The organism is Paracoccus wurundjeri (assembly GCF_030678915.1).
GTDB lineage: Bacteria > Pseudomonadota > Alphaproteobacteria > Rhodobacterales > Rhodobacteraceae > Paracoccus > Paracoccus onubensis_A.
In genome coordinates, this window is the sequence record NZ_JAUUTZ010000014.1 from 22824 (window position 1) to 45992 (window position 23169).

At 61.5% G+C, this 23169-nt stretch carries 21 protein-coding genes; 8 read left to right on the top strand and 13 right to left on the bottom strand.

Annotation, left to right across the window (positions count from 1 at the left end):
• Positions 1 to 12: 12 nt before the first annotated feature.
• The 3 genes from Q0601_RS14435 to Q0601_RS14445 form a co-directional block, all read right to left on the bottom strand.
• A complete protein-coding gene (locus Q0601_RS14435) occupies positions 13 to 3069 on the bottom strand; it encodes an efflux RND transporter permease subunit (RefSeq protein WP_305290557.1) in 3057 nt (1018 codons plus the stop codon).
• The gene (locus Q0601_RS14440; protein WP_305290558.1) at positions 3066 to 4238 is read right to left on the bottom strand and encodes an efflux RND transporter periplasmic adaptor subunit; all 1173 of its coding nucleotides are present in this window, start codon (positions 4236 to 4238) and stop codon (positions 3066 to 3068) included. Before Q0601_RS14440 ends, Q0601_RS14435 begins: the two co-directional genes overlap by 4 nt.
• A gap of 94 nt (positions 4239 to 4332) precedes the next feature.
• Entirely contained in the window at positions 4333 to 5103 is a 771-nt protein-coding gene (locus Q0601_RS14445; protein WP_305290559.1) for a division plane positioning ATPase MipZ, read from the bottom strand.
• A 195-nt stretch (positions 5104 to 5298) separates the two neighbouring features.
• On the opposite strand from Q0601_RS14445, the gene Q0601_RS14450 reads away from it, so the two are divergent.
• Positions 5299 to 5751 carry a DUF1801 domain-containing protein gene (locus Q0601_RS14450; protein ID WP_305290560.1) on the top strand — a complete coding sequence of 151 codons (453 nt, stop codon included), beginning with the start codon at positions 5299 to 5301 and terminating at the stop codon, positions 5749 to 5751.
• On the opposite strand, the gene Q0601_RS14455 is transcribed toward Q0601_RS14450, so the two are convergent.
• The 9 genes from Q0601_RS14455 to Q0601_RS14495 all read right to left on the bottom strand — a co-directional run bounded on the left by Q0601_RS14455 (position 5744) and on the right by Q0601_RS14495 (position 14624).
• The gene (locus Q0601_RS14455; RefSeq protein ID WP_305290561.1) at positions 5744 to 5944 is read right to left on the bottom strand and encodes a hypothetical protein; all 201 of its coding nucleotides are present in this window, start codon (positions 5942 to 5944) and stop codon (positions 5744 to 5746) included. The two genes, Q0601_RS14450 and Q0601_RS14455, sit on opposite strands and share 8 nt — an antisense overlap.
• Positions 5945 to 6012: 68 nt before the next feature.
• Positions 6013 to 7074: an MBL fold metallo-hydrolase gene (locus Q0601_RS14460; RefSeq protein ID WP_305290562.1), complete on the bottom strand. Its 1062-nt coding sequence runs from the start codon at positions 7072 to 7074 to the stop codon at positions 6013 to 6015.
• Positions 7075 to 7290: 216 nt separating this feature from the next.
• Entirely contained in the window at positions 7291 to 8235 is a 945-nt protein-coding gene (locus Q0601_RS14465) for a DMT family transporter (RefSeq protein WP_305290563.1), read from the bottom strand.
• Complete coding sequence (locus Q0601_RS14470) at positions 8232 to 8810, bottom strand: peroxidase-related enzyme (protein ID WP_305290564.1); 579 nt, start codon at positions 8808 to 8810, stop codon at positions 8232 to 8234. Before Q0601_RS14470 ends, Q0601_RS14465 begins: the two co-directional genes overlap by 4 nt.
• A 220-nt stretch (positions 8811 to 9030) precedes the next feature.
• The gene (locus Q0601_RS14475; RefSeq protein WP_305290565.1) at positions 9031 to 10536 is read right to left on the bottom strand and encodes a malonate--CoA ligase; all 1506 of its coding nucleotides are present in this window, start codon (positions 10534 to 10536) and stop codon (positions 9031 to 9033) included.
• The gene (locus Q0601_RS14480; RefSeq protein WP_305290566.1) at positions 10533 to 11825 is read right to left on the bottom strand and encodes a malonyl-CoA decarboxylase; all 1293 of its coding nucleotides are present in this window, start codon (positions 11823 to 11825) and stop codon (positions 10533 to 10535) included. Before Q0601_RS14480 ends, Q0601_RS14475 begins: the two co-directional genes overlap by 4 nt.
• Entirely contained in the window at positions 11822 to 13138 is a 1317-nt protein-coding gene (locus Q0601_RS14485) for a TRAP transporter large permease (RefSeq protein WP_305290567.1), read from the bottom strand. The genes Q0601_RS14480 and Q0601_RS14485 overlap by 4 nt, the downstream gene beginning before the upstream one ends.
• Positions 13138 to 13644, bottom strand: coding sequence for a TRAP transporter small permease subunit (locus tag Q0601_RS14490; protein WP_305290568.1), 507 nt, complete (start codon positions 13642 to 13644; stop codon positions 13138 to 13140). The genes Q0601_RS14485 and Q0601_RS14490 overlap by 1 nt, the downstream gene beginning before the upstream one ends.
• Entirely contained in the window at positions 13641 to 14624 is a 984-nt protein-coding gene (locus Q0601_RS14495) for a TRAP transporter substrate-binding protein (RefSeq protein WP_305290569.1), read from the bottom strand. Before Q0601_RS14495 ends, Q0601_RS14490 begins: the two co-directional genes overlap by 4 nt.
• Positions 14625 to 14739: 115 nt before the next feature.
• Between Q0601_RS14495 and Q0601_RS14500 the strand changes: the two genes are divergently transcribed.
• The 5 genes from Q0601_RS14500 to Q0601_RS14515 all read left to right on the top strand — a co-directional run bounded on the left by Q0601_RS14500 (position 14740) and on the right by Q0601_RS14515 (position 18918).
• Complete coding sequence (locus tag Q0601_RS14500) at positions 14740 to 15390, top strand: GntR family transcriptional regulator (RefSeq protein ID WP_305290570.1); 651 nt, start codon at positions 14740 to 14742, stop codon at positions 15388 to 15390.
• A 264-nt stretch (positions 15391 to 15654) separates the two neighbouring features.
• Positions 15655 to 16086: a c-type cytochrome gene (locus Q0601_RS14505; protein WP_305290571.1), complete on the top strand. Its 432-nt coding sequence runs from the start codon at positions 15655 to 15657 to the stop codon at positions 16084 to 16086.
• Positions 16087 to 16095: 9 nt separating this feature from the next.
• Entirely contained in the window at positions 16096 to 16557 is a 462-nt protein-coding gene (locus tag Q0601_RS24705; RefSeq protein ID WP_370656143.1) for a DUF6636 domain-containing protein, read from the top strand.
• Between the two features lie 187 nt (positions 16558 to 16744).
• The gene (locus Q0601_RS14510; protein ID WP_305290572.1) at positions 16745 to 18421 is read left to right on the top strand and encodes a cytochrome c oxidase subunit I; all 1677 of its coding nucleotides are present in this window, start codon (positions 16745 to 16747) and stop codon (positions 18419 to 18421) included.
• Entirely contained in the window at positions 18421 to 18918 is a 498-nt protein-coding gene (locus tag Q0601_RS14515) for a DUF2244 domain-containing protein (protein ID WP_305290573.1), read from the top strand. Before Q0601_RS14510 ends, Q0601_RS14515 begins: the two co-directional genes overlap by 1 nt.
• A gap of 315 nt (positions 18919 to 19233) precedes the next feature.
• Here Q0601_RS14515 and Q0601_RS14520 read toward each other — a convergent pair whose 3' ends face one another.
• Positions 19234 to 19698, bottom strand: a complete 465-nt coding sequence (locus Q0601_RS14520) for a GatB/YqeY domain-containing protein (RefSeq protein WP_305290646.1) — start codon at positions 19696 to 19698, stop codon at positions 19234 to 19236.
• Positions 19699 to 19875: 177 nt separating this feature from the next.
• Between Q0601_RS14520 and carA the strand changes: the two genes are divergently transcribed.
• Both carA and Q0601_RS14530 read left to right on the top strand, forming a co-directional pair.
• Positions 19876 to 21024: a glutamine-hydrolyzing carbamoyl-phosphate synthase small subunit gene (gene carA, locus Q0601_RS14525; RefSeq protein ID WP_305290575.1), complete on the top strand. Its 1149-nt coding sequence runs from the start codon at positions 19876 to 19878 to the stop codon at positions 21022 to 21024.
• 76 nt (positions 21025 to 21100) lie between these two features.
• Complete coding sequence (locus tag Q0601_RS14530; protein WP_305290576.1) at positions 21101 to 23152, top strand: glycosyltransferase; 2052 nt, start codon at positions 21101 to 21103, stop codon at positions 23150 to 23152.
• The last annotated feature ends 17 nt before the right edge of the window (positions 23153 to 23169 follow it).

Sequence of the window (23169 nt, forward strand, 5' to 3'; positions counted from 1 at the left end):
ACGAAACGCGTCTTATTCCTGTAGCGGGTCCCGGGCGCGGTTCAGGCCGATCCTGCGCGCGACCCAGCCGAATATCCGCCCCTGACCGCCATGGATAAGCGAAAACAGCGACGGCACGAAAAGCAGCGACAGCAACGTGGACAGCAACAGCCCGCCGATCACCGCGATCGCCATCGGGGCGCGGAATTCTCCGCCCTCTCCGGTCGCCAGCGCCGAGGGAACCATGCCGGCGGTCATCGCGATGGTGGTCATCACGATGGGCCGGGCGCGCTTATGCACCGCATCAAGGATCGCGTTGTATTTATGCGTGCCCGCCGCCATCGATGTCAGGGCGAATTCCACCAGCATAATCGAGTTCTTGGTGACGATCCCCATCAGCATCAGGAAACCGATCACGACGGCCATACTGATCGAGTTCCCGGTCAGGAACAGCGCGATGATCGCGCCCCCGATCGCCAGGGGCAGCGACAGCAGAATGGTCACCGGCGTGATGAAATTATGGAACAGCAGGACCAGCACGATATAGACCAGCATGATCCCTGCGGCCATTGCGGTTGCGAAAGCCTCGAAAACCTCGGCCATGATCTCGGCATCGCCCGCGGGTTGAATGCTTGTGCCGGGCGGAAGCTCGATCTCCTGTTGCAGCTGCGCAACCTGCGCATTGACCGGACCCAATAACGCGCCACCCGCGAGATTGGCACTGACGGTCGTGCGGAACTCCCGGTCATAGCGCCCGATCTCGGTCGCGCCTGCCGACAGGGTCACATCCGCCACCGTATAGATCGGCACCGACCCGGCAGAGCTGGGCACGCGCAGGTTCTGCACCTGCATAAGATCGTTGCGCGATTCTTCGTTCAGACGCACCACGATGGGGATCTGTTCGTCGCCGGCGTTGAACTTGGCCAGGTTTTCCTCGTTATCGCCAAGGGTCGCGATCCGCAGGGTTGTCGCCAGATCGCTTGCCGTCACCCCAAGCTGCGCGGCGATATCGGGTTTCGGCACGATCTGGATTTCGGGGCGTTTCAGGCTTGCCGAGGAGGTCACGCCTTCCAGTGACGGAAGTTTCTTCATCGCGTCGACCAGCCGTTCGGCGGCAAGCGCAGCGCTTTCTTCGGTTGTGCCCAGAACGCTGATGGTGAAGTCGCTCTGCCCCTCTTCGTTCTGGAAATTGATGCGCATGTCGGGCATGTCGGCAAGCATGGATTTCAACTCGTCTTCCAGCTCGAACTGGGACCGGTCGCGGGTTTCCTTCTTGCCGTAATTGATCATCAGCCGCGCCGAGGTGACATCCGAGCCGTCGCTATAGGCGAAAAGCGACTGCACTTCTGGGGTGTCAGAGATGCGGCCATACATGCGGCGCACGGCATCTTCGGTATCCTCGATGGTGGAACCGGGGGGCATCTCGATCTCGATCTGGCTGCGCCCGATATCCGAGGCCGGAATGAATTCGGTCGGCAACAACGTCGCCGAAAAGATCGACATCGCGAAAACCCCGAAACCCGCGAACAGGGTCAGCCAGCGATGCCGCATCGTCCAGCGCAGCACCGACATCAGCACGCGCATGATCCAGCCATCGGGCTTGTCCGCCGGATGAGTGGTGCCGCGAATGAAATAGGCGGCCAGCATCGGCGTGATGATCCGCGCGACCAATAGCGAGAACAGCACCGAAACCGCGACGGTCAGGCCGAATTGTTTAAAATACTGACCCGAGATTCCGCCCATGAAGCTGACCGGCGCAAAGACCGCAACGATCGAGAAACTGATCGCGATCACTGTCAGGCCGATCTCACTCGCGGCTTCTTCGCTGGCCTCGTAGGGTGGCGATCCCATGCCGATATGGCGCACGATATTCTCGATCTCGACGATGGCGTCATCGACCAGAATCCCGGTTACAAGAGTGATCCCCAGAAGGCTGATCCCGTTCAGCGTGAAGCCCAGCCATTGCATTACGAAGAAGGTCGGAATGATCGACAATGGCAGCGCCACCGCGGCAATCGCCGTGGCCCGCCAGTTGCGCAGAAACAGGAACACCACGATCACGGCCAAAGCCGCGCCTTCATACAGCGTATCCATCGCGCTATGATAGCTTGACGATGTATAGGTCGTCGCGTCGTCAATCAGGGTGATCCGGGTATTCGGATATTCCTCGCGGATCTCATCCAGCCGCGTCTTTGCGCCGTCGCCCGCCGACAGATCCGATTTTCCGGTTGCGCGATAGACGCCGAAGGCCACCACCGGCTGACCGTCCAGAAGCGCGAAACTGCGCGCCTCGCTGCCGCCATCGATGACATCGCCAAGCTGGTCCAGCCGGATCGTGCGGCCATCGGCGATGGTGACCGGCGTAGCGGCAAGCTGGTCGACCGTTGCCGCGCCCCCAAGAGCGCGGATCGAATATTCCGTGCTTGCCAGGTCGCCGCGGCCGCCGCCCATGTCGATATTGCTGGCCCGAAGCTGGTTCGAGACATCCGCCGAGGTCAGCCCATGCGCCAGCAACCGATCGGGATCGAGCTCGACCTTGATCTCGCGCTCGGCTCCGCCGATCCGGGTGGTTTTGCCCACGCCGTCCACCGTGGAAAGATCACGCCCGATCACGTCATCGACGAATTTCGACAATCCCTCGATGCTCTGGGTCGGATCGCTGACGGCATAGGTCAGGATCGGGTATCCGGTGACATCGACCCGCTGCACGATGGGTTCACTGATGCTTTCCGGCAGTTCCCCGCGCACATTCGACACTGCGTCCTTGACGTCGTTCACGGCGCGGTCGCTGTCGGTTTCCAGCTCGAATTCGACGGTGATCGAGGCCATGCTGTCGGTCGCGGTGGAACTGATATGCCGGACGCCGGTGACCGAGGCGATACTGTCCTCGACCGGCTGGATGACCTGTGTCGTCAGTTCCGACGGGGCCGCGCCCGGCTGGCCGATATCCACGCTGACGATGGGCAGGTCGATATTCGGCATGGCCGTGACCGGCAACTTGAAGAAGCTGTAAAGCCCGACGACCAGCAGCACCAGAAAGATCGCGATCGGCGGAACCGGATGCCGGATCGACCAGGTGGACATATTCATGGCTGGTCCGCCTGTTCACCGGCGCCGTCAGCATCCGCCTCTGCGGCAGGCTCCGTGCCGGATTCGGCTTCGGCGGTATCCGGATCGGAAGCGCCGTCAACGATCTTCACGCTATCCCCATCCCGGAAAAACACGCCCGAGCGGGTGATCACCTGCTCATCCGCGGCAACGCCTTCGATGATTTCGCGCCGACCCTCCCACAGCAACCCCGCCCTGACCTGCCGGGACTGGACGACCCCGTCCTTGACCACCTGCACCCGGTCCCCGTCATCATCCGACAGGACCGCCGTCGCCGGGATCGTCACCGCCTCGCGCTTTGCGGTGATGACCCAGCCGCTGGCGAACAATCCGCGGCGCAGCCCCGGCACATCGTCCAGCGCGATACGCATCTTGCCCAGCCTCGTCACCGGATCGACCGAGGCGGGAATCAGCCGCACCTCTCCCGACACCTGTCCCAGCCCGGCTACCGAGATTTGGGCCGGAGCGCCCGGTTGCAGGCTTTGCAGCGCGGTTTCAATCACTTCGGCGGACATCTCGATCGCGCCATCCGCGATCAGCGTGAAAAGCGGCTCTGTTCCGCCCGACATCGTTCCAAGCGTTGCATTCCGCTCGACGATCTGGCCGGTCACCGGTGCGACGATCTCGGTCCGGTCCAGATCAAGCCGCGCAAGCCGGCGCGCGGCTTCGGCCTGCGCAAGCCCGGCCTGAGCATTGGCTTCGGCGGCAACCGCATCGTCCAGCGCCGCCTGCGATGCATTGTTCGAGGCCCGCAGGCTTTGCGCCCGTTTCAACGCGGTCGCGGCCTGTTTCAACGCGGCCTCGGCCTGCTGATAACCGGCATCGGCCTGCGCAAGCTGCGCCTCCAGAGTGTCGCGTGACAGCCGCGCCAATGGCTGCCCCTTCTCGACCCGGTCGCCGGCTTCAACCAGAATCTCGGTGATCTCGTGGCCCGTGACCTGCGAATGCACCTGCACCTCTTCGCGCGCCGTCAGCGTGCCGACAACCGGCACTCTGGCCTGAACCTCCGATGTCTCGGCGACCGATACGGTGACTGCGGGAATGGCGCGTTCGACGGCGGAATCCGCCGCATGCTCATCCGCCGATTCCGCGACGGAAGCGGCGGGGCCGGCCAACCCGGCCAGGAGCATAACGATAAAGAGACCTCGCATCCTGTCCGCCTGTAAATCCGCATTAGAATCACGCAACATAAAGCCGAACGCTTACGTCAACAATCCTGGCATTTTCAAGGAGAGGTGAAGAGCCTCAGAACCTGACCTTTACCCCCGGAAGATCAAGCGTCTGTATCAGATCGCGCAACTCCTGCCGAGCCGCGATATTCGACATGCTGAGAGATTCGGTCCCGATATCCTTCAGATCCAGCAGCGTCAGGCCGCGCGGAAAGAGTTCCCGGAAAATCACCCGCTCGGAAAATCCGGTGGTGACGCGGAAACCGATCCTTTTCGACAATGTTTCCAGCGCCCCGCCAACCTTGCGCTTGTTATGCATGGCCTGCGTGCCAAGACGATTGCGCAGCACGACCCAATCAATCGGCCCCGCTCCGGCCTCTGCCCGCATCTGGCGGGCCGCCCAGACCATCTCGGCATAGATCGACGGGCCGATCACCTTGCCCTCGGGCGACATCCGCGCCAGCAGGTCGAAATCGACGAAACTGTCATTCATCGGCGTCATCAGGGTATCAGCCAATGTATGCGCCATCTGGCTCAGCTTTGTGTGCGAGCCGGGGCAGTCCAGCAGGATGAAATCGCATTCCGCCTCGAGCGCCTGCAACGCAGGGGTCAGCGGGTCGCTTCCCTCGGCCAGCTCTCCCAGCTGCGGGGTCGGCAGATCCAGTTCCTCGCGCCGGACGAAGGCGCTGCGATTTTCAAGATAACGGCCGAAACTCCGCTGCCGCACGTCCAGATCCAGGGCTCCGACCTTATGCCCCATACGTGCAAGCGCCGTCGCCACATGCATCGAGGTCGTCGATTTGCCCGAACCTCCTTTTTCGTTGCCCACAACGATAATATGCGCCACCGGCCGCCTCGTTCTTTTTCGCTTTCCGGGCGGAACCTAGCGGCTGCGCAAGGGGAAGAAAAGCTGCCTTGTCGCATTGGGGCCGCCTTTGATTCCGCGTGGTCCCATATCCCCGGATATCCACGGCATTCCGGCGAACGGAACCATTTTCCGACCGGCTCGTTAAAAGCAGAACGGCAAGCTGACGGGGACCCCATGACCGGAAAATCGCGCAAGGGCGCCAGGCCCGGCCAACCGGATGACGGCAAGCCCGTCCTGCTGTCCGGCGGGAACCCCCAGATTCCCAAGGGCGACGGCGATGAGCCGGTTCAGGCCTATATCGCCGCGATGCCCGGCTGGAAAAGCGAGGCGGGGCAGAAACTGGACAGGCTCATCACCAGAACGGTTCCCCATATCCACAAGGCCGTCAGATGGAACTCGCCCTTTTACGGGGTCGAAGGCCATGGCTGGATCGTCAGCTATCACTGTTTCACCAAATACATAAAGATCACGTTCTTCAGCGGCACGTCGCTGTCGCCGCCTCCGCCGGTGACATCGAAGGATCCGAATACCCGTTATTTCCATATCCACGAGGGCGATCAGCCCGATAGCGAACAATTGGCAAAGTGGATCAAGCAGGCATCGGAAATCCCGGGCTGGATTACCTGAGATAACGCGCGACCTTCATGCGGACGATTGACGTGGATGGCTGAGAGTTACAGCTTTCCCCGCAGAAACCGGCGCCCAGAGCGTACCGCAGCTGGATCGTAAATGCGGCTATTTGCGTCCCGCGATGGGGGGGGGGGGGGGGGGGGGGGGGGGGGGGCCCCCCCCCCCCCCCCCCCCGGAGGTATTTGGGCAAAGAAGAAGCAGAGGGGGAGGAAGCGAAGCCGGGCGGGCGCGATCTGACAGGGATATGCTCGCGGCAAATCAGTCAGGCGATATGCGATAGCGGATGCCATCATCCCCGGAACTGCGCTTCAGGCGGCGGTCATGAACCAGACGGTTGACATGCGCGTGGGCCTCTCCGAATGCGAAGCCAAGCTGGAATCCGTCAAGTGGCCGGCTGAACAGGACCGGAACCAGATCGCCAACCGACAATTCGGAATCCGCACATGCCCGCAGGATCGTCTCAAGCCGCTGCCGGTGCTGCTCCTGCAATTCCCCGATTCGCGCATGCAAAGCGCGAAACGGCTTGTGATGGCCCGGCAGCACCAATGTTCCGTCAGGCACCCGGTCCCGCAAATTCTCCAGCGATCGCAGGTAATGGCCCAAGGGATCGCTTTCGGGACCGGTCGGATCCACGCTGATATTGGGCGAGATGCGCATCAGCACCTGATCGCCGGCAAGCAACAGCCCTTCGGCGGCGCAATACAGCATAAGCTGCTCGGGCGCATGGCCGTCGCCGGTCAGGATCTCGAATTCCCTGTGGCCAAGCTTTAGCCGGTCTCCGGCCAGCAGCCGCGTGAATTCCGGGGGCGGCGTTCCGACCAGTTCCCGATAATGTTCCGGCCAGCCCTGCAGGGATTTCGCCTGCGCGGCGGTCATGCCATGCCGCCGATAATAGGTCGCGTAAAACGCGCGCCCCAGCCGTTCGGGATTGCCATGCAGCGTCAGGCTGGCCAGATAGGCCGAAAGGCTGGTGAACAGCCGCAAATCGTATTCGGCGCAAAGCCAGCCTGCCAGACCGATGTGATCCGGGTGGTGATGCGTGGCGATCAGCCGGCTGAAACGCTGCCCCTTCAGCGGCCCTTCCAGCAATTGCGCAAAGGCCGCGCGTGTCCTTGCGTCATCGACGCCCGTATCCACGATCGCCCAGCCGTCATCCTCTGCGATCAGGTAGATATTCACGTGATCCAGCGCAAAGGGCAATTCGGCCCGCAGCAACAGGATCCCCGGCAGGATTTCGGTAATCCGCGCCTTGACCGGGTCATCGCTTCCGGTTGCAGCCGCCGCCGAAGGGGACTCGTAACCGACATTCAGATCAGTCATATCCTGCCTCTCCCGGGATCGCGAAAATGGCGCGCCGACAATGACGACCCGTCAGGCCGCAAACACGGCGCGGATCGGCAGCCGGTCCGGTCCACGGGGTTAATACACATGCCCATCATGCACAAGCGGCTTAGGTTTCCGCGCATAATGCGGTTGAATTCCTGCCCTGCCGCTTCGGCAGGGGATCGCGGCTTTGCACCTGCCGGGACCGGGCGCTTATCCGCCCCTGCTCAAAAGCCGCCTGTCGATCAGGGCCAGACCCATGGCGATCAGGACAATGCCCAATAGCTGCGCCAGCCCCAGCATTTCGCCCAGAAACAGCCAGCCCAGCAGGATCGCCGAGACCGGCACGAGGAAACCCACCAGCGAAATATTCGTCGCCCCCGCCCGCGCCAGCACGCGAAAATACAGGACATAGGCCAGCCCGGTGCTGAAGATGCCCAGCGCAATCACCGCCAGCCAGACACGCCCCGGCACCTCTGCGCCCGGCCAGCCGTCGACCGATAGCGTCAGTGGCACAAGCAGGGCGGCCGAACAGGTGACCATGCCCGCAGCCGTCACCACCGGATCAAGGCCCATCCTGCGAAACCGCCGCCCAAAGACATTGGCGAAAGCATATGACAGCGCGGCCCCCAGAATCGCGATCTGCCCCCAGACCGCATGGCCCAGCCCCGACAGCGTATCCAGCCCGATCATCACGGCAACTCCGCCAAGCCCAAGCAGAACGCCCGCCAGCTTGCGCGTGCTGAAACCCTCATCGGTCAGCAGCAACCCCGAGACGATGACGGTCCAAAGCGGCGTGGTCGCATTCAGAATCGAGGCCACGCCCGAAGGAACAGAGGTCTGCCCCCAGACGATCAGCCCAAAGGGGATCGCGTTGTTCAGAATCCCCATGATCAGGAACGCCCCCCAGATATCCGGCCGAAGCGGAGGGCGGCGGCCCGTGGCGATCACGATCAGCCACAGCACCGCGGATGCGACGATCAGGCGGATGGCAACCACGCTGAGAACCGGCAAAGCGGTCACCGAAACGGCGATCAGAAAGAAGGACGCGCCCCATAACAGCGACAACAGCAGCAATTGCGCCCAGTCGGCGGGATCCATCCTGGCATTTATCTCGGGCAGGGCCACGCGGGGGCCGGGCGCAAGCGGCGCCCTCATTCCCGCCCCAGCATGTAGAATTCGTCATTGGGGCGGATATCGCCCGCATTCACCAGCCGGTTGGACATCCCGAAAAAGGCGGCAATCGCGCCGATATCCCAGATCTCGTCCTGGGTGAAACCGGCATCGGACAGGGCCTTGTGATCCTCATCCCCGATTTCCTGCGCGTTCAGGGCGACCTTCTCGGCATAGCCCAGCATGGCGCGCTGCCGTCCGGTCAGATCCGCCTTGCGCCAATTGACCGCCACCTGATCCGCGATCAACGGATCCCTGGCGCGGATCCGCAGGATCGCGCCATGCGCGACAACGCAATACTGGCAGCGATTCAGCCCGCTTGTCGCGACCACGATCAATTCCCGCTCGGCCTTGCCAAGCCCCTCGTCGCTGTCCATCAAGGCATCATGATAGGCGAAGAAGGCCCGGAACTCCGCCGGGCGATGCGCAAGCGCCAGGAAAACATTGGGAATGAAGCCGGATTTCTCGGCCACCTTCTCGATCGCCTGCCGGATATCCTCGGGCAGACTGGCCAGATCCGGCACCGGAAAACGGCTGATCGGCGGGGCGGACTGCGTCATGATGGTTCCTCCTCGCGCGCCAGTCTGCGTTACCGGCGATGCAGATGGAAGACGTCAACCGCCCTTCCGCACCCTGCCCCGCCGCAGTTCCGGCCAAACCGGTATGACTTCTTCTTCACTCAAATATCCTCAGGGGGTGAATTGGCCCCGGGTCAAGCGGGGGCACGAACGCCCCCTCCCCCGCACTGTCAGGTGCAAGGGCGATGGAGCAGACGGATGATCAGCCCGCGAACAACCCCTCGTGCCGGGCCCGCAATTCGGCCTTCTGCACCTTACCCATTGCATTGCGCGGCAATTCATCCACCACGATCACCTTCTTGGGTTGCTTGAACTTCGCCAGCCGGTCCGCCAGCCCGCCGATAATCGCCTGCGGATCGGGCTCTGTGCCGCGGCCGCGGGCAACGATCGCCACCACGCCTTCGCCGAAATCGGGATGCGGCACGCCGATTACCGCGCTTTCCAGCACGCCCGGCATCTCGTCGATCAGCAATTCCACCTCTTTCGGGTAGATATTGAACCCGCCGGAAATGATCAGATCCTTGCCGCGCCCGACGATGGTGACATAGCCATCCGCATCGATCAGCCCCAGATCGCCGGTCTTGAACCAGCCATCCGCGCCCAGTTCCTCGGCGGTCTTTTCGGGCATCCGCCAATAGCCCTGAAAGACATTGCTGCCCCGCACCTCGATCATGCCGATTTCGCCTTGCGGCAGTTCCACTCCGTCCTCACCCATGATCCGCAGGTCAACGCCGGGCAAGGGGAAACCGACGGTGCCCGCCCGCCGCTCGCCCTCATAGGGGTTCGAGGTGCTCATATTGGTTTCGGTCATGCCGTAGCGCTCAAGGATGCGATGCCCCGTCCGGGCTTCGAATTCGCGATGCGTCTCGGCCAGAAGCGGCGCGCTGCCCGATGTGAACAACCGTATGCCCGCAGCCAGATCGCGGGTGAAATCGTCACGATCCAGCAGTCGCGTGTAAAAGGTCGGCACACCCATCATGCTGCTTGCCTGCGGCAGCAATCCGACTACCTGCGCGGCATCGAATTTCGGCAGCCAGATCATCGCGCCACCCGCAAGCATCAGAACATTCGAGGCCACGAAAAGCCCATGCGTGTGAAAGATCGGCAAGGCATGCAGCAGCACATCATCCGCCGAGAACCGCCACGCATCGACCAATGTCCGGGCATTCGACAGCAGGTTGTCATGGCTGAGCATCGCGCCCTTCGACCGGCCCGTGGTCCCCGATGTATAAAGGATCGCCGCCAGATCGCCGCCAGATCGCGCCACCGGGGCATGATCGTCACGATACGCGGCCGCGGCATCCATCAGGCTGCCCGTGCCATCCGCGCCAAGCGTCAGCAGTTTGCCTTGCGGGCGAAACTCTGCCCGCCGCGCCTCGCGCGCGGGATCGCAGACGACCAGAGCAGGTTCGGAATCTTCGACGAAATACGCGATCTCGGCGGGGGTATAGGCGGTGTTCAGCGGCAAGAACACCGCGCCTGCCCGAATGGCGGCAAGATAAAGCGCAAGAGCCTGCGGAGATTTCTCGGCCTGCACCGCCACCCGGTCGCCGGGGCTGACGCCCTCGGCCAGCAACAGATTCGCCAAACGCCCCGACAGCCGGTAAATCTCATCATAGCTGATCCGCGTGCCGTCCCCCAGGATCAGGCAATCCCGCGCCGATCCGGCATGCTGATCCATCAAGGCGTCGAAAAGCATGTTGCTCATGTTTCTTCATCCGTCTGTTTCGGCTCGGCCTTGCGGGCCATATCCTGCATTTTTCGCGGCGCGGCAATCACGCCGCGCTCGGTGAAGGCGTCATGCCGGGCCTCGATCCGCTTCAGATCGTAGAGATAATTCACCATCATCCCCAAAGACTGCTTCCGCCCCCGTTCCGAGATATCCGCATCGGGAATTACGCGATGCGCCTCGGCGCCATTGCCCAGATGAAACCGCGCCACCGGGTCGCGCGGGCGATCTTTTGCGTCCCTGGCCTTCAACAGATAGCGGGCAGTCTGCGCCGACAGGGCAGCGGGATCGGGTTTTTCCAGCAGTTTCGCAATCGCGGGCTCGGCCCCGGCGCGCTCTTCCAGCCATTTGCGCAGGCCGGGAATCGGCGAAAGCGTGACGAAACCGGACAGGTTCGGCAATTCGCGCAGCAATTCGGCCACGACATTCTTGATCAGCAGATTTCCGAAACTGATCCCGGCCAGCCCGTTCTGGCAATTCGAGATCGAATAGAACACAGCGGTATCGGCCTGATCGGGCGGCAGCACCTCGCGCGCTTCGTCGATCAGCCCCTGCACCGAATCCGGCAGGCCGTTGATCAGGGCGATCTCGACGAAGATCAGCGGCTCATCCGGCATCGCGGGGTGCATATAAGCATAACAGCGCCGGTCGGCGGGCAGCACGCGGCGCTGCAAATCGCGGAAATCGCGGATTTCGTGGACCGCCTCGTATTTGATCAGCTTTTCCAGCAGCAACGCCGGGCTGCGCCAGTCGATCCTGACCAGTTGCAGGAAACCACGATTGAACCATGACCGAAGCAGATGCCGGAAATCCGCGTCCACGCGCGCGAATGCCGGGTCGCGCCCGGTCAGGCGCAGCAGATCGTCGCGCATCCCCACAAGCGCCGCCGTGCCGCCCGCCGCCGTGTTCAACCGCCGTAAAAGTTCCTGCCGCGGCGGTTCGGCAAGACGTGACAGCGCCTCCAGTCGGGCGGGATCGGCGCTTTCCAGATATTGCCGCGCCGCCCCGGCCAACGCATCGGGATCCGGGTCGAACCCGTCGCGCAGCGACTCGAAGAATGACAGCTTGCCGGCATCGTCCAATATCGCATAGCCCGCCAGCAGCTCTGCCGCCTGCGCCATGACCCGGGTTTCCGAACGCAGGCCGGGCAGCTTGCGGGCCGCCTCGATCAGCGTTTCGGGTCTGGGCGGGGCCGCGTCCTTGCGGCCCCATCCGGTATTGACGACCAGATTGCTCAGCCGGTCGTATATCTGCGACGTCAGGTTCAAATCGCGGCCCCCATGATCAGATCGGGCAGGAACAGGGCAATCTGCGGGAACAGCGACAGCAGCAGCATTCCCAGAATCATCATACCCACGAACGGCAGTGATCCCATCAGGATGTCACGCAGACTGATCTGCGGCGCGATGCCGTTGATCACATAAAGATTTAGTCCGACCGGAGGCGTGATCAACCCGATCTCCATATTGATCGTCAGGATCACAGCGAACCAATAGGGATCGAACCCCGCCGAATCGAGGATCGGCATCAGGATCGGCGCGGTCATCAGGATGATCGCCACCGGCGGCAGAAAACAGCCTGCGACCAGCAGGAAGATATTGATGACGAGCAGCAGCACCCAGCGATTGACTTCGAGACCTGCGATCGCGTCGGCCACCGTCTGAGTGATGAACAGCGACGACAGCGCGAAAGCGAACAGTTCCGCTGCGCCAAGGATCAGCATGATCATCACCGCCTCGCGGATCGTATCGCGGAACACATTGACCATCGGACCGGCGCGCCACATGCGATAGATCACCGCCACCAGCACAAGACAGATCAACGCCCCTGTCCCCGCCGCCTCGGAAGGCGTGGCGACACCGCCATACAGCACGAACAGGATCAATGCGACAATGATCAGGAAGGGCAGGACCTTCGGCAGTTTTTCCAGCCTTTCGGCAAGCGAAAAGTGACGGGTCACATTGCTAAGCCCGATCCCCCTGCGCCAGCAGTCGAACAGCGCCCATATCATGAATAATCCGGTCAGCATCAGCCCCGGAGCCAGCCCGGCAAGGAACAGCCGGCCGATAGAGGTTTCGGTCGAGATTCCATAGACGATCATCGTGACCGAGGGCGGGATCAGGATGCCCAGCGTGCCTCCGGCAGCGATCGACCCTGCGGCCAGCGAGTCGGGATAGCCGCGCCGGGTCATCTCGGGGATGCCCATCTTGCCGATGGCGGCGCAGGTGGCGGGCGACGAGCCCGACAGCGCCGCGAACAGGGCGCAGGCGCCGATATTGGACATCACCATGCCGCCCGGCACCCGGTACAGCCAGCGGTCAAGCGCCTCGTACAGATCCTTGCCCGCCGGCGAAGACGCGACCGCCGCGCCCATCAGGATGAACATCGGCACCGAGACCATGCCGAAATTGGCGAGGCCCGCGAAAAATGTTTCCGACACCCCGTAGATGGCGAACCAGCCTTCGGACAGAATCAAAGCCCCGACGGCGACGAAACCCAGCGTGAAGGCGATTGGCGTGCCGACAGCCAGCAGCACCAGAATCGTGACAAGAACTGCCAGACCGGCCATTGACGGCGACATCACAGCCCTCCTTCCTGCGCGGAACGGCCGGGGAAGATCGCCACGATCATCTGCGCGATCAACTGAAGACTCATCAGGGCAAAGGCGAACGGTATGGGCCAGAACGGGATCCACAGCGGCAGAGCCCAGATCGTGTCGGTCGTCCAGCCCTTCATCGTCGCCTCGTACAGAAAACCGATCCCCGACCACGCCAGCGCGCCTACGAAGCCCAGCGAGGCAAGCCCCGAAATCAGGGCAAAGACCCGCTGCGTGCCCCCGCCCACGGCCTGAACCAGAATATCGACGCCGACATGGCCTTTCAGCGCCAGCACATAGGGCGCGCCCAGCATCATTGCCGCCGTCGTCGAAAAAATGACATATTCGGTTTGCCAGACGGTGGAGGCGCCAAGAAAATAGCGCCAGATCACCATCTGAGTGACCACCACCGTGGCCGAGGCCAGCAGGATCATCGCAAGGATCCCGCTTAGCCTCGCCAGTTCGTCAAGAATACGCTGAAATGCGATCATTCGACTGCCATCGCCTTGTCGATCAGGTCCTGACCACCCTCGATCTCATCCGCGAAATTCTTGTAAGAGGTTTCCCGCGCGATAGTCAGCCAGGCGTCGAAATCATCCTGGGACATTTCAACCACCTCGACCCCGGCTTCGGTGAAAGTCTCGACCATCTTGCTGTCAAGACCCGCTGCCTGCTCGGCGAACCAGTCTTCCGCCCGCTTTCCGGCATCGATCAATGCCTTCTGCTGCGCTTCGTCCAGCCGCTCGAACTTCTTTTTCGAGATCAGCACCGGCTCATACATGAACCACAGCGCGTTCTCGCCCGGCGCGGTCAGGCATTTCCCCTGCTCGAACAGCCGATAACTGACCATCGATCCCGAGGATGTATTGGCCGCATCCAGAACTCCTGTCTGCATTCCGGTGTAAATCTCTGATGAGGGCATCGAGGAAATCGACGCGCCGGCAGCCACCAGCATCTGCTCGAACGCAGGTCCGGCGGCGCGCGTAACCTGACCCGAGATCGTGTCGGGATTGGAGATGCAATTCTTTTTGCTGACAAAGCCGCCCGACAGCCAGGCATCCGACAGAACGACAGCGCCGGCATCCTCGATCATCCCGTGCAGTTCTTCCATGAAGGGCGAATCGTTCAGCCGCCGCGCCCGCTCATGGTTGCGCACCAGTCCCGGCATCAGCGTTACGCTGAACTGAGGAACCCGGCCCGCCGCGTAATCCAGCGGGAAGGAGGTCATATCAAGCTGACCGCTGGTGACGGCCCCCCATTGCTCCTTGGCCTTGTACAGCGATTCGCCCGGATAGACGCGGATTTCCAGATCGACATCCGCCTCTGCGACATCTCTGGCGATCATCTGCACCATCTCGTCGCGCGCATCGCCCTTGCCCCCCGGAAACTGGTGGCTGGCCTTCAAAACCTCGGCCCCGGCGGCCAAAGGCACGGCTGCCGCGATGATCGCGGCGGGTATGATTCTCTTCATGGATTTTCCTCCCTTGCGATGTCGTGCATCGAATTTCATACTCCCATGAAGCATACTGCACTTGCCTTTGTGTATACACAACAGAAAATAGTGCATGCGAATAAGGATGTTGTGCATGACCGGTGCCGTAGATGAGATCAGCGAAACGCTGGAAACAGAGATCGTCGAGGGGATTCTTCCCCCCGGCACCCGGCTTGAGGAGCCCGCCCTTGCCGAACGTTTCGGAGTCTCGCGCACCCCCGTGCGCGAGGCTTTGCAGCGTCTGTCCGCATCCGGTCTGGTCGAGTTGAAGCGGCGGCGCGGAACGCAGGTTCTGAACCCGTCCATCGGCCGTATCGTCGAGATGTTCGAGGTCATGGCCGAACTCGAGGCCGTCTGCGCCAGATTATGCGCCCGCCGCGCCAGCCCGGAACTGCTTGCCACGCTGCGCGACTGGCTGAAACGCTGCGAGCAGGCCGCGGAATCAGGGGATCCATCGGCCTATTACGACGCCAATCGCAGCTTTCATCTTGCCATTTACAAGGGCTCGGGGAACAGTTTCCTTGCCGAGCAGGCGGAACTCCTGCATCTGCGCCTGACGCCGTTCCGGCGGCAGCAGTTGCGCCTGCCCCGCCGCATGCGGCAATCGCTGACCGAACATTCCGCAGTCGTCGCTGCAATCGAAGCCGGAGACGGACAGGCCGCCGAGACCGCGCAGCGCGACCATATCCTGATCCAGGGTGAACGTTTCGGCGATTTCCTGGCGCAATTCAGCGCAAGAAGCTGAACGGCCGGATATGCCGGCCCCGGTTTCATGTCAGCGTGGTTTCATGCAAGAATATCACAGCCGGTTTCCCCGCAAATGCGGGTCGATCCCCGTATCCCCTTGAAATCCCGCGATTGCGCGACTCAAGGCCGTGGCACACATGCATCAGGCCCCGTGCCTTCCATCATATTTTCCGCCTGCGACCTTATGCTAGGTGGAATCGGCCGGTCAGCCCCCTTATGATCCGCACCGGGACACCCAGCTAGTACGAGTGAGGAGAGCCATATGAAACTTGCAATCATCAGCGGAGTACTTGCCGTTGCCTTCGCCGTTCCTGCCTTTGCGCAGGAAGGTGACGCGGCCGCAGGCGAGAAGGAATTCCGCAAATGCAAGGCCTGCCATATGATCCAAAGCGCCGACGGCGAAGATATCGTCAAAGGTGGAAAAACCGGCCCGAATCTGTGGAACGTCGTTGGTCGCCCCGCCGGCAGTCAGGAAGATTTCAAATATTCCGACGCGCTGATCGCGCTCAAGGATTCCGGCGAAGTCTGGACCGCGGAAGATCTGGCCGCCTATATCACCGATCCGAACGCCTTTGTTCAGGAAAAGACCGGCGATGACAGCGCCAAGACCAAGATGACCTTCAAGATGAAGAAGGGGCAGGAAGATATCGCGGCCTATCTCGTCAGCGTATCGCCCGACGCACCGGCCGAATAACCCAGGCCAATGCCTGCAAATTTCCGACAGGCCGCCCCTTTTCTGTGGGCGGCCTGTCTTTTTCTGTCCTTGCCGGCATATGCACAGGCAACCTTTGACAGCCCGTCGGGAAATATTATCTGTTATCGGACAGAAACAACCGCTGTAACCTGCATCATCTTCGAAAACGACTGGAACGAGTCTCAGCAGGGCGGGCTTGCCTTCGAAGACGAGGAAGAATGCGGTCTCGATCTGACACCGGTCTTCGAATTACCCGTACAGGGTCCGCCGAATATCTTCATGTCCTGTCATGGCGATGCCTTCTGGCCAACCGAAAACCGGTTTGTCCTGCCATATGGTTATTCCCTGCATGGTCCCGGATTCCGCTGCGCAAGCGAGAAAGGCGGGATGAATTGCCGGAATCGGCAGGGACACGGTTTCGCCATCGCGCGCGCTCGTTACAGGATTCTCACGCCACCAGTAGCGGAGTAAGACAAGGGGTTGATACAATTTGTCGCAGTTTTACCGCCCGCCAGCCGGGTTGACTGTGATATCATAGCGCAATTGCGTGTTTTTTGGCGCTTCTTACGCATTGCCCGCGCCGGAAGGCTGGTCTAGAAACACGGGGAATACCGCCGGTCCGCCTGACCGGCTCGACGATATCTGAGGGAGTTCGGGTATGGCAGACGCAGCCGCTCACGGCCACGAAGACCATCACGACCAACGCGGGTTCTTCACCCGCTGGTTCATGTCCACCAATCACAAGGACATTGGTATCCTTTATCTGCTGACCGCCGCTGTGGTCGGGCTGATTTCGGTTAGTTTCACCGTTTACATGCGGATGGAACTTCAGCACCCCGGGGTGCAATATATGTGCATGGAGGGCGCGCGCTTCATCGCCGATTCGTCGGCTGAATGTACGCCCAACGGCCATCTGTGGAACGTCATGATCACCTATCACGGGGTGCTGATGATGTTCTTCGTGGTGATTCCGGCGCTGTTCGGCGGCTTCGGCAACTATTTCATGCCGCTGCATATCGGCGCCCCGGACATGAGCTTTCCACGCCTGAACAACCTGTCCTACTGGATGTATGTCGTGGGCGTCTGCCTTGGCATCGCCTCGCTGCTGGCTCCCGGCGGCAATAGCGAGATGGGATCGGGCGTCGGCTGGGTGCTCTATCCGCCGCTATCCACGACCGAGGGCGGCTATTCCATGGATCTGGCGATCTTCGCCGTCCACGTCTCGGGCGCCTCGTCGATCCTTGGCGCGATCAATATCATCACCACTTTCCTGAACATGCGCGCCCCCGGCATGACGCTGTTCAAGGTGCCGCTGTTCGCATGGTCGGTCTTCATCACCGCATGGCTGATCCTGCTGGCGCTGCCGGTTCTGGCGGGCGCGATCACCATGCTGTTGATGGACCGCAATTTCGGCACCAACTTCTTCAACCCGGCAGGTGGCGGCGACCCGATCCTGTATCAGCACATCCTGTGGTTCTTCGGCCATCCCGAGGTGTATATCATCGTCGTGCCCGGCTTCGGCATCATCAGCCATGTGATCAGCACCTTCGCGAAAAAGCCGATCTTCGGCTATCTGCCGATGGTTCTGGCCATGGCGGCCATCGGGGTGCTGGGCTTCGTCGTCTGGGCGCACCACATGTACACCGTCGGCATGTCGCTGACCCAGCAAAGCTATTTCATGCTGGCCACCATGACCATCGCAGTGCCCACCGGCATCAAGGTCTTCTCGTGGATCGCGACGATGTGGGGCGGCTCGGTCGAGTTCAAGACACCGATGCTCTGGGCCTTCGGCTTCCTGTTCCTGTTCACCGTGGGCGGCGTGACCGGTGTTGTGCTGTCGCAGGCTCCGCTGGACCGGGTTTATCATGACACATATTACGTCGTGGCGCATTTCCACTATGTGATGTCGCTTGGCGCGGTCTTCGCGATCTTTGCGGGCATCTATTACTGGATCGGCAAGATGTCGGGCCGTCAATATCCGGAATGGGCAGGTAAGCTGCATTTCTGGATGATGTTCATCGGCGCGAACCTGACCTTCTTCCCGCAGCATTTCCTTGGCCGTCAGGGTATGCCGCGCCGCTATATCGATTACCCGATCGAGTTCGCGTATTGGAACAATATCAGTTCGCTGGGCGCATATCTGTCCTTCGCCTCGTTCCTGTTCTTCATCGGAATCATGTTCTACACGCTGTTCGCCGGCAAGCGCGTGACCGAGAATAATTACTGGAACGAATATGCCGATACGCTGGAATGGACGCTTTCGTCCCCGCCGCCCGAACACACGTTCGAGCAGCTTCCGAAGCGCTCGGACTGGGATCATGCGCATTCGCACTGATGCCCTATGAATGGAAAAGCACGGCCCCGGATGATGATTCCGGGGCCGTTTCATATCGGCTGACGCTCTGGCCCTATCGCTCGCTGCCGCAGCGCGGCTTCGTCTGGTTCATCAGCGTGACAGCAACACTCATGGCCCTGCCGCTGGCCGCCATGCTTGGAACGACAATCTGGTGGGGGTTGCTTCCCTTTATCGCTCTGACAATGCTGGGGATATGGATCGCCTTGCAGCGCAGTTATCGCAGCGGCGAAACCCGCGAGGAATTACTGCTAAGCCGGGAAAAGCTGGAAGTTCGGCGACGGGATCCGGGAAGGCCCGACCGGATATGGCAAACGAATCCCTATTGGGTTCGTGTCACGCTGCGAAGCGGGCCTGTAGAAGAATACCTGACCCTCACCGATGGCCAAAGAGAGATAGAGCTGGGCGCATTCCTGACGCCGGAAGAACGTCAGTCGCTTCGCGACGAATTGTCCCGCCGGTTAAACGAAACCCGTTAGAGGCAACCTGTTTCTAGCGAAACATTCCTTCCGCAATCGCCCCCCCCCTCTTCTTCCAAATATCTCTTGGGTCTGCCGACAGATGCACCGCGGGCGCACGAACCAATCTGCGACGGACCACCGCCAGCCATCGCGGAACCCGGCGATGGCATTCCAGAACAAACGAGACGCGCCTTACAGCCGGTTATAACCGGTTGCAGATTACCGCATTCGGATAACCGCATTTCTTCTTTGCGAAAATACCTCGGGGGTTCGGGGGCAGCGCCCCCGGCCCTCGCGGGACGCCTCTCTGACACCGGTTGACCGCAACCTGCTCTAATGCAGAAGCCGCGCCTTCACCATCGCGCCAACCGCGCCGAAATCCATCTGTCCGGCATGACGGGTGCGAAGCTCGGCCATAACGCGGCCCATATCGCGGATGCTGGAGGCACCCAGATCCGATACGGTCTTGTCGACCGCCTCGGCGATCTCTGCATCGTTCATTTGCCGGGGCAGGAATTCCCGGACCACGGCAATCTCGTCCTCTTCCTTCTGGGCAAGCTCCAGACGGCCGCCCTCTTCATAGGCCTTGGCCGATTCCTGGCTTTGCTTGACCATCCGGGACAGGATCGCGATCAGATCGGCATCACCCAGGGACGCTTCATCGCCGCGTTCTCCGCGCGCCGCGATCTCGCGATCCTTGATGGCGGCAGAGATCAGGCGCAGCGTGGACAGCCGCGCATTGTCTTTCGCCTTCATCGCTTCCTTGGTTGCAGCTTGCAATTTTGCTCGCAGATCCATGACATACTCCCGGGGTGACCCCAAATCGCCACCCGATGACCGGGCCGGCGCGAAGCCCGCCATGTAGACATCGCCCTCCTGAAAATCAAGCTTCACGGCTTTCCTTTCCCGCTCGCGACTTGACCTTGGCAGCCCACGGTCCTATTGACCTGCTGATTTCACGACAGAGGTGCCGAGATGGCCAGACAACCGACCGCCTGCCTAGTGCTAGCCGACGGGACCGTATTTTACGGCCAGGGATTCGGCGCAACCGGAGAGGTCGTGGCCGAACTCGTTTTCAACACCGCGATGACCGGTTATCAGGAGATCATGACCGATCCCTCCTATGCCAGCCAGATCGTCACCTTCACCTTTCCCCATATCGGCAATACCGGCATCACCCCCGAGGATGACGAGGCCCCCGATCCTGTCGCCAGCGGCATTGTCATCCGCTGGGATCCGACCGAGCCGTCGAACTGGCGCGCCTCGGGGCCTTTGCAGGACTGGATGCAGCGCCGCGGCAGGATCGGTATCGGCGGTGTGGATACCAGGCGGCTGACCCGGGCGATCCGGCAGCAGGGCGCGCCGCATGTCGTGCTGGCCCATGATCCCGACGGCAAATTCGATCTGGAGGCGATGATTGCGCGGGCTCGCGGCTGGAAAGGGCTGGTCGGGCTTGATCTGGCGCGGGACGTCAGTTGCCGGCAAAGCTATCGCTGGGAAGAGGGCCGCTGGGAATGGAATGCGGGTTTCGGCGCAAAGCCCGAGGGCAAACCGTTCAAGGTCGTCGCGCTGGATTACGGCGCCAAGCGCAATATCCTGCGTTCGCTGGTATCGCATGGCGCGGATGTGACGGTCATGCCGGCAACCGCGACCGCCGAGGAAGTGCTTGCCCATGAGCCCGAAGGGGTATTCCTTTCCAACGGGCCGGGCGATCCCGCAGCGACCGGCGAATATGCCGTTCCGATGATCCAGGAGCTGTTGAACCGCGACCTGCCGATTTTCGGTATCTGCCTTGGCCACCAGATGCTGGCGCTTGCCCTTGGCGCAAAGACCGTCAAGATGAGTCACGGCCATCACGGCGCCAACCATCCCGTGCGGGACGTCGAGACCGGCAAGGTCGAGATCACCTCGATGAATCACGGTTTCGCCGTCGATTCGCAGACCCTGCCGCAAGGCGTGATCGAAACCCATGTCAGCCTTTTCGACGGCAGCAATTGCGGTATCCGCGTGGACGGCAAACCGGTCTTCTCCGTGCAACACCATCCCGAAGCCTCGCCCGGGCCGCAGGACAGCACATATCTGTTCCGCCGCTTCGTCGATTCGATGGGCCGTCAGCGGTCATGATCGCGCCTGTCGAGGCGGGTTAACCTGATCTTATCTTTCCTCATGCTAGCGAAGGTATTCCAGCAGGGAGACCTTCATGATCAGGCGCTTGGAACCGGTTCCGATTATTGCAGGGCAGGAAAACCACCCTCCGGCCGCAGAAGCAACGAAGCCACCGGCAAAATCCGTGGCACAAATCCTTCTTGACGAAGGCGATATCGAGCCGGTTCACCTGATCAAATCCCTTGCCAGGCAGCGCAGGCAGGATACGCCTGTCGAACGCATCCTTCTTGCGCATGGATGGGTGACGCCACAGGCGCTTATCCGCGCGCAAAGCATCTTCTGGCAAAGCAAGCTGGCGGACCCCACCCAGACGCCTCCGGACCCTAAACTGGTCGAAGCGATCGGAATCGATTATTGCCTTGCCCGCCATATCCTTCCCCTCAACAGGACGGATGAGGTCACGCTGATCGCGACCTGCCAGCCCGGGGAATTCGCCGAGGTGGCACGGGATCTTGCCCCGGATCACGACCAGATCCGCATGGTTCTGTGTACCGAGGCGCAGATCCAGGATGCACTTCTGTCCATCGGCTCTGCCGAACTGATCCGGGCCGCGGAATATCGCGTGCCAAAGCGCGAAAGCTGCCGGTCACGCCCACACAAGCTGCTGAATTGCCTGTATGTAACGGCAATCGCCGCGCTGGTCTATGGCTTCTGGGCAGCGCCATCCGCGATGCAGATTGCCATGATATCGGCTATCTTCGCCGGGCTGATCCTGCAATCAGGGCTGAAACTTGCCTGTCTGCTGACCGCGCTTGCCACGCCCCGCCCCCGCCATGCGCAGCAAGAAGATGACAGCGAAGATATCCTGCCTCTGCCCGTCATGTCTGTGATCGTTCCGCTGTACAAGGAAGCCGGCATCGCCCGCGATCTCGTTTCGCGGCTGCTGCGGCTGCGATATCCGCGCGAACTTACCGATATCGTTCTGGCGGTCGAGGCGGGCGACCGGCTGACGAAATCCGCGCTTGCCGGAATGGCCTTGCCGCCGTGGATTCGCGTGGTCGAATTGCCTGAAGGATCGGTCAGAACCAAGCCGCGCGCCCTGAATTACGCCCTGAAATTCTGCAAGGGGGCGATCATCGGTGTCTGGGACGCCGAGGATCAGCCCGAACCCGACCAGTTGCACCGCATCGCAAGGCATTTCCATCACGCGCGCCCCGATCTTGGCTGCGTGCAGGGCATTCTGGATTACTACAATCCGCGAACCAACCATCTGGCCCGGTTCTTTACCATCGAATATGCGGCGTGGTTCCGTGTCATGCTGCCCGCGATGGCCAGAATGGGGCTGGTGATCCCCTTGGGCGGCACGACCTGCTTTTTCCGCCGCGAAGCGTTAGAGCAGTCGGATGCATGGGACGCCTGGAACGTCACCGAGGACGCGGATCTGGGCGTGCGTCTGGCGCGGCGCGGATGGCGGACCGAAATTGTCCCGACAGTCACGAATGAAGAGGCGAATTGCCGCATGGTGCCCTGGGTCAAGCAACGCTCGCGCTGGTTCAAGGGCTATGCGATGACCTGGGGCGTTCATATGCGCAATCCCTGGCGCCTGTGGCGCGATCTGGGCATGCGGCGTTTCATCGGCTTTCAGGTGCAGTTTTTCTTCATGCTGTCGCAACATCTGCTTGCACCTGCGATATGGGGTTTCTGGCTTGTCGGTTTCGGCCTGTCCTTCCCGCTGCATGATGCCCTGCCGGTTGCTTTCGGACCAGCCGCACCCGGATTGTTCCTTGGATTTCTGCTGGGTACCGAAGTACTGGGTATCCTGCTGAACCTATACGCCACCCATGCGCCGAAGCATCGTCATCTTCGCCCGTGGGTGCCATTCATGATCGCTTATTTTCCGCTGGCTGGTCTTGCCGCGTGGAAATCCGCCCTGGAACTTCTGGGGCGGCCCTATTACTGGGACAAGACCGCACATGGCATCTTCGCCTCGACGCTTCCGCCGTCCGGCGGTGTGGAAACCATTGGCAACACTGTGTCTGTGCCGGTCATGGGGCAGATCGGCGATGAAAAGCCCGCCTCGTCGCTCGTGGATGCTGTCGATATGGGGAAGGATCAGGACCGAACCCGGGACCGCAAGATCGCATAGGCACCCCGCGTCAGGGG

What these genes read in the sequence shown, in the direction of transcription:
- Q0601_RS14465 (WP_305290563.1), bottom strand. Translation starts at nt 8,235, where the DNA reads ATGAGGGCGCCGCTTGCGCCCGGCCCCCGCGTGGCCCTGCCCGAGATA.
- Q0601_RS24705 (WP_370656143.1), top strand. Translation starts at nt 16,096, where the DNA reads ATGCCTGCAAATTTCCGACAGGCCGCCCCTTTTCTGTGGGCGGCCTGT.
- Q0601_RS14490 (WP_305290568.1), bottom strand. Translation starts at nt 13,644, where the DNA reads ATGATCGCATTTCAGCGTATTCTTGACGAACTGGCGAGGCTAAGCGGG.
- Q0601_RS14505 (WP_305290571.1), top strand. Translation starts at nt 15,655, where the DNA reads ATGAAACTTGCAATCATCAGCGGAGTACTTGCCGTTGCCTTCGCCGTT.
- Q0601_RS14510 (WP_305290572.1), top strand. Translation starts at nt 16,745, where the DNA reads ATGGCAGACGCAGCCGCTCACGGCCACGAAGACCATCACGACCAACGC.
- Q0601_RS14440 (WP_305290558.1), bottom strand. Translation starts at nt 4,238, where the DNA reads ATGCGAGGTCTCTTTATCGTTATGCTCCTGGCCGGGTTGGCCGGCCCC.
- Q0601_RS14435 (WP_305290557.1), bottom strand. Translation starts at nt 3,069, where the DNA reads ATGAATATGTCCACCTGGTCGATCCGGCATCCGGTTCCGCCGATCGCG.
- Q0601_RS14475 (WP_305290565.1), bottom strand. Translation starts at nt 10,536, where the DNA reads ATGAGCAACATGCTTTTCGACGCCTTGATGGATCAGCATGCCGGATCG.
- Q0601_RS14530 (WP_305290576.1), top strand. Translation starts at nt 21,101, where the DNA reads ATGATCAGGCGCTTGGAACCGGTTCCGATTATTGCAGGGCAGGAAAAC.
- Q0601_RS14520 (WP_305290646.1), bottom strand. Translation starts at nt 19,698, where the DNA reads ATGGATCTGCGAGCAAAATTGCAAGCTGCAACCAAGGAAGCGATGAAG.
- Q0601_RS14460 (WP_305290562.1), bottom strand. Translation starts at nt 7,074, where the DNA reads ATGACTGATCTGAATGTCGGTTACGAGTCCCCTTCGGCGGCGGCTGCA.
- Q0601_RS14470 (WP_305290564.1), bottom strand. Translation starts at nt 8,810, where the DNA reads ATGACGCAGTCCGCCCCGCCGATCAGCCGTTTTCCGGTGCCGGATCTG.
- Q0601_RS14515 (WP_305290573.1), top strand. Translation starts at nt 18,421, where the DNA reads ATGCCCTATGAATGGAAAAGCACGGCCCCGGATGATGATTCCGGGGCC.
- carA (WP_305290575.1), top strand. Translation starts at nt 19,876, where the DNA reads ATGGCCAGACAACCGACCGCCTGCCTAGTGCTAGCCGACGGGACCGTA.
- Q0601_RS14495 (WP_305290569.1), bottom strand. Translation starts at nt 14,624, where the DNA reads ATGAAGAGAATCATACCCGCCGCGATCATCGCGGCAGCCGTGCCTTTG.
- Q0601_RS14485 (WP_305290567.1), bottom strand. Translation starts at nt 13,138, where the DNA reads ATGTCGCCGTCAATGGCCGGTCTGGCAGTTCTTGTCACGATTCTGGTG.
- Q0601_RS14450 (WP_305290560.1), top strand. Translation starts at nt 5,299, where the DNA reads ATGACCGGAAAATCGCGCAAGGGCGCCAGGCCCGGCCAACCGGATGAC.
- Q0601_RS14500 (WP_305290570.1), top strand. Translation starts at nt 14,740, where the DNA reads ATGACCGGTGCCGTAGATGAGATCAGCGAAACGCTGGAAACAGAGATC.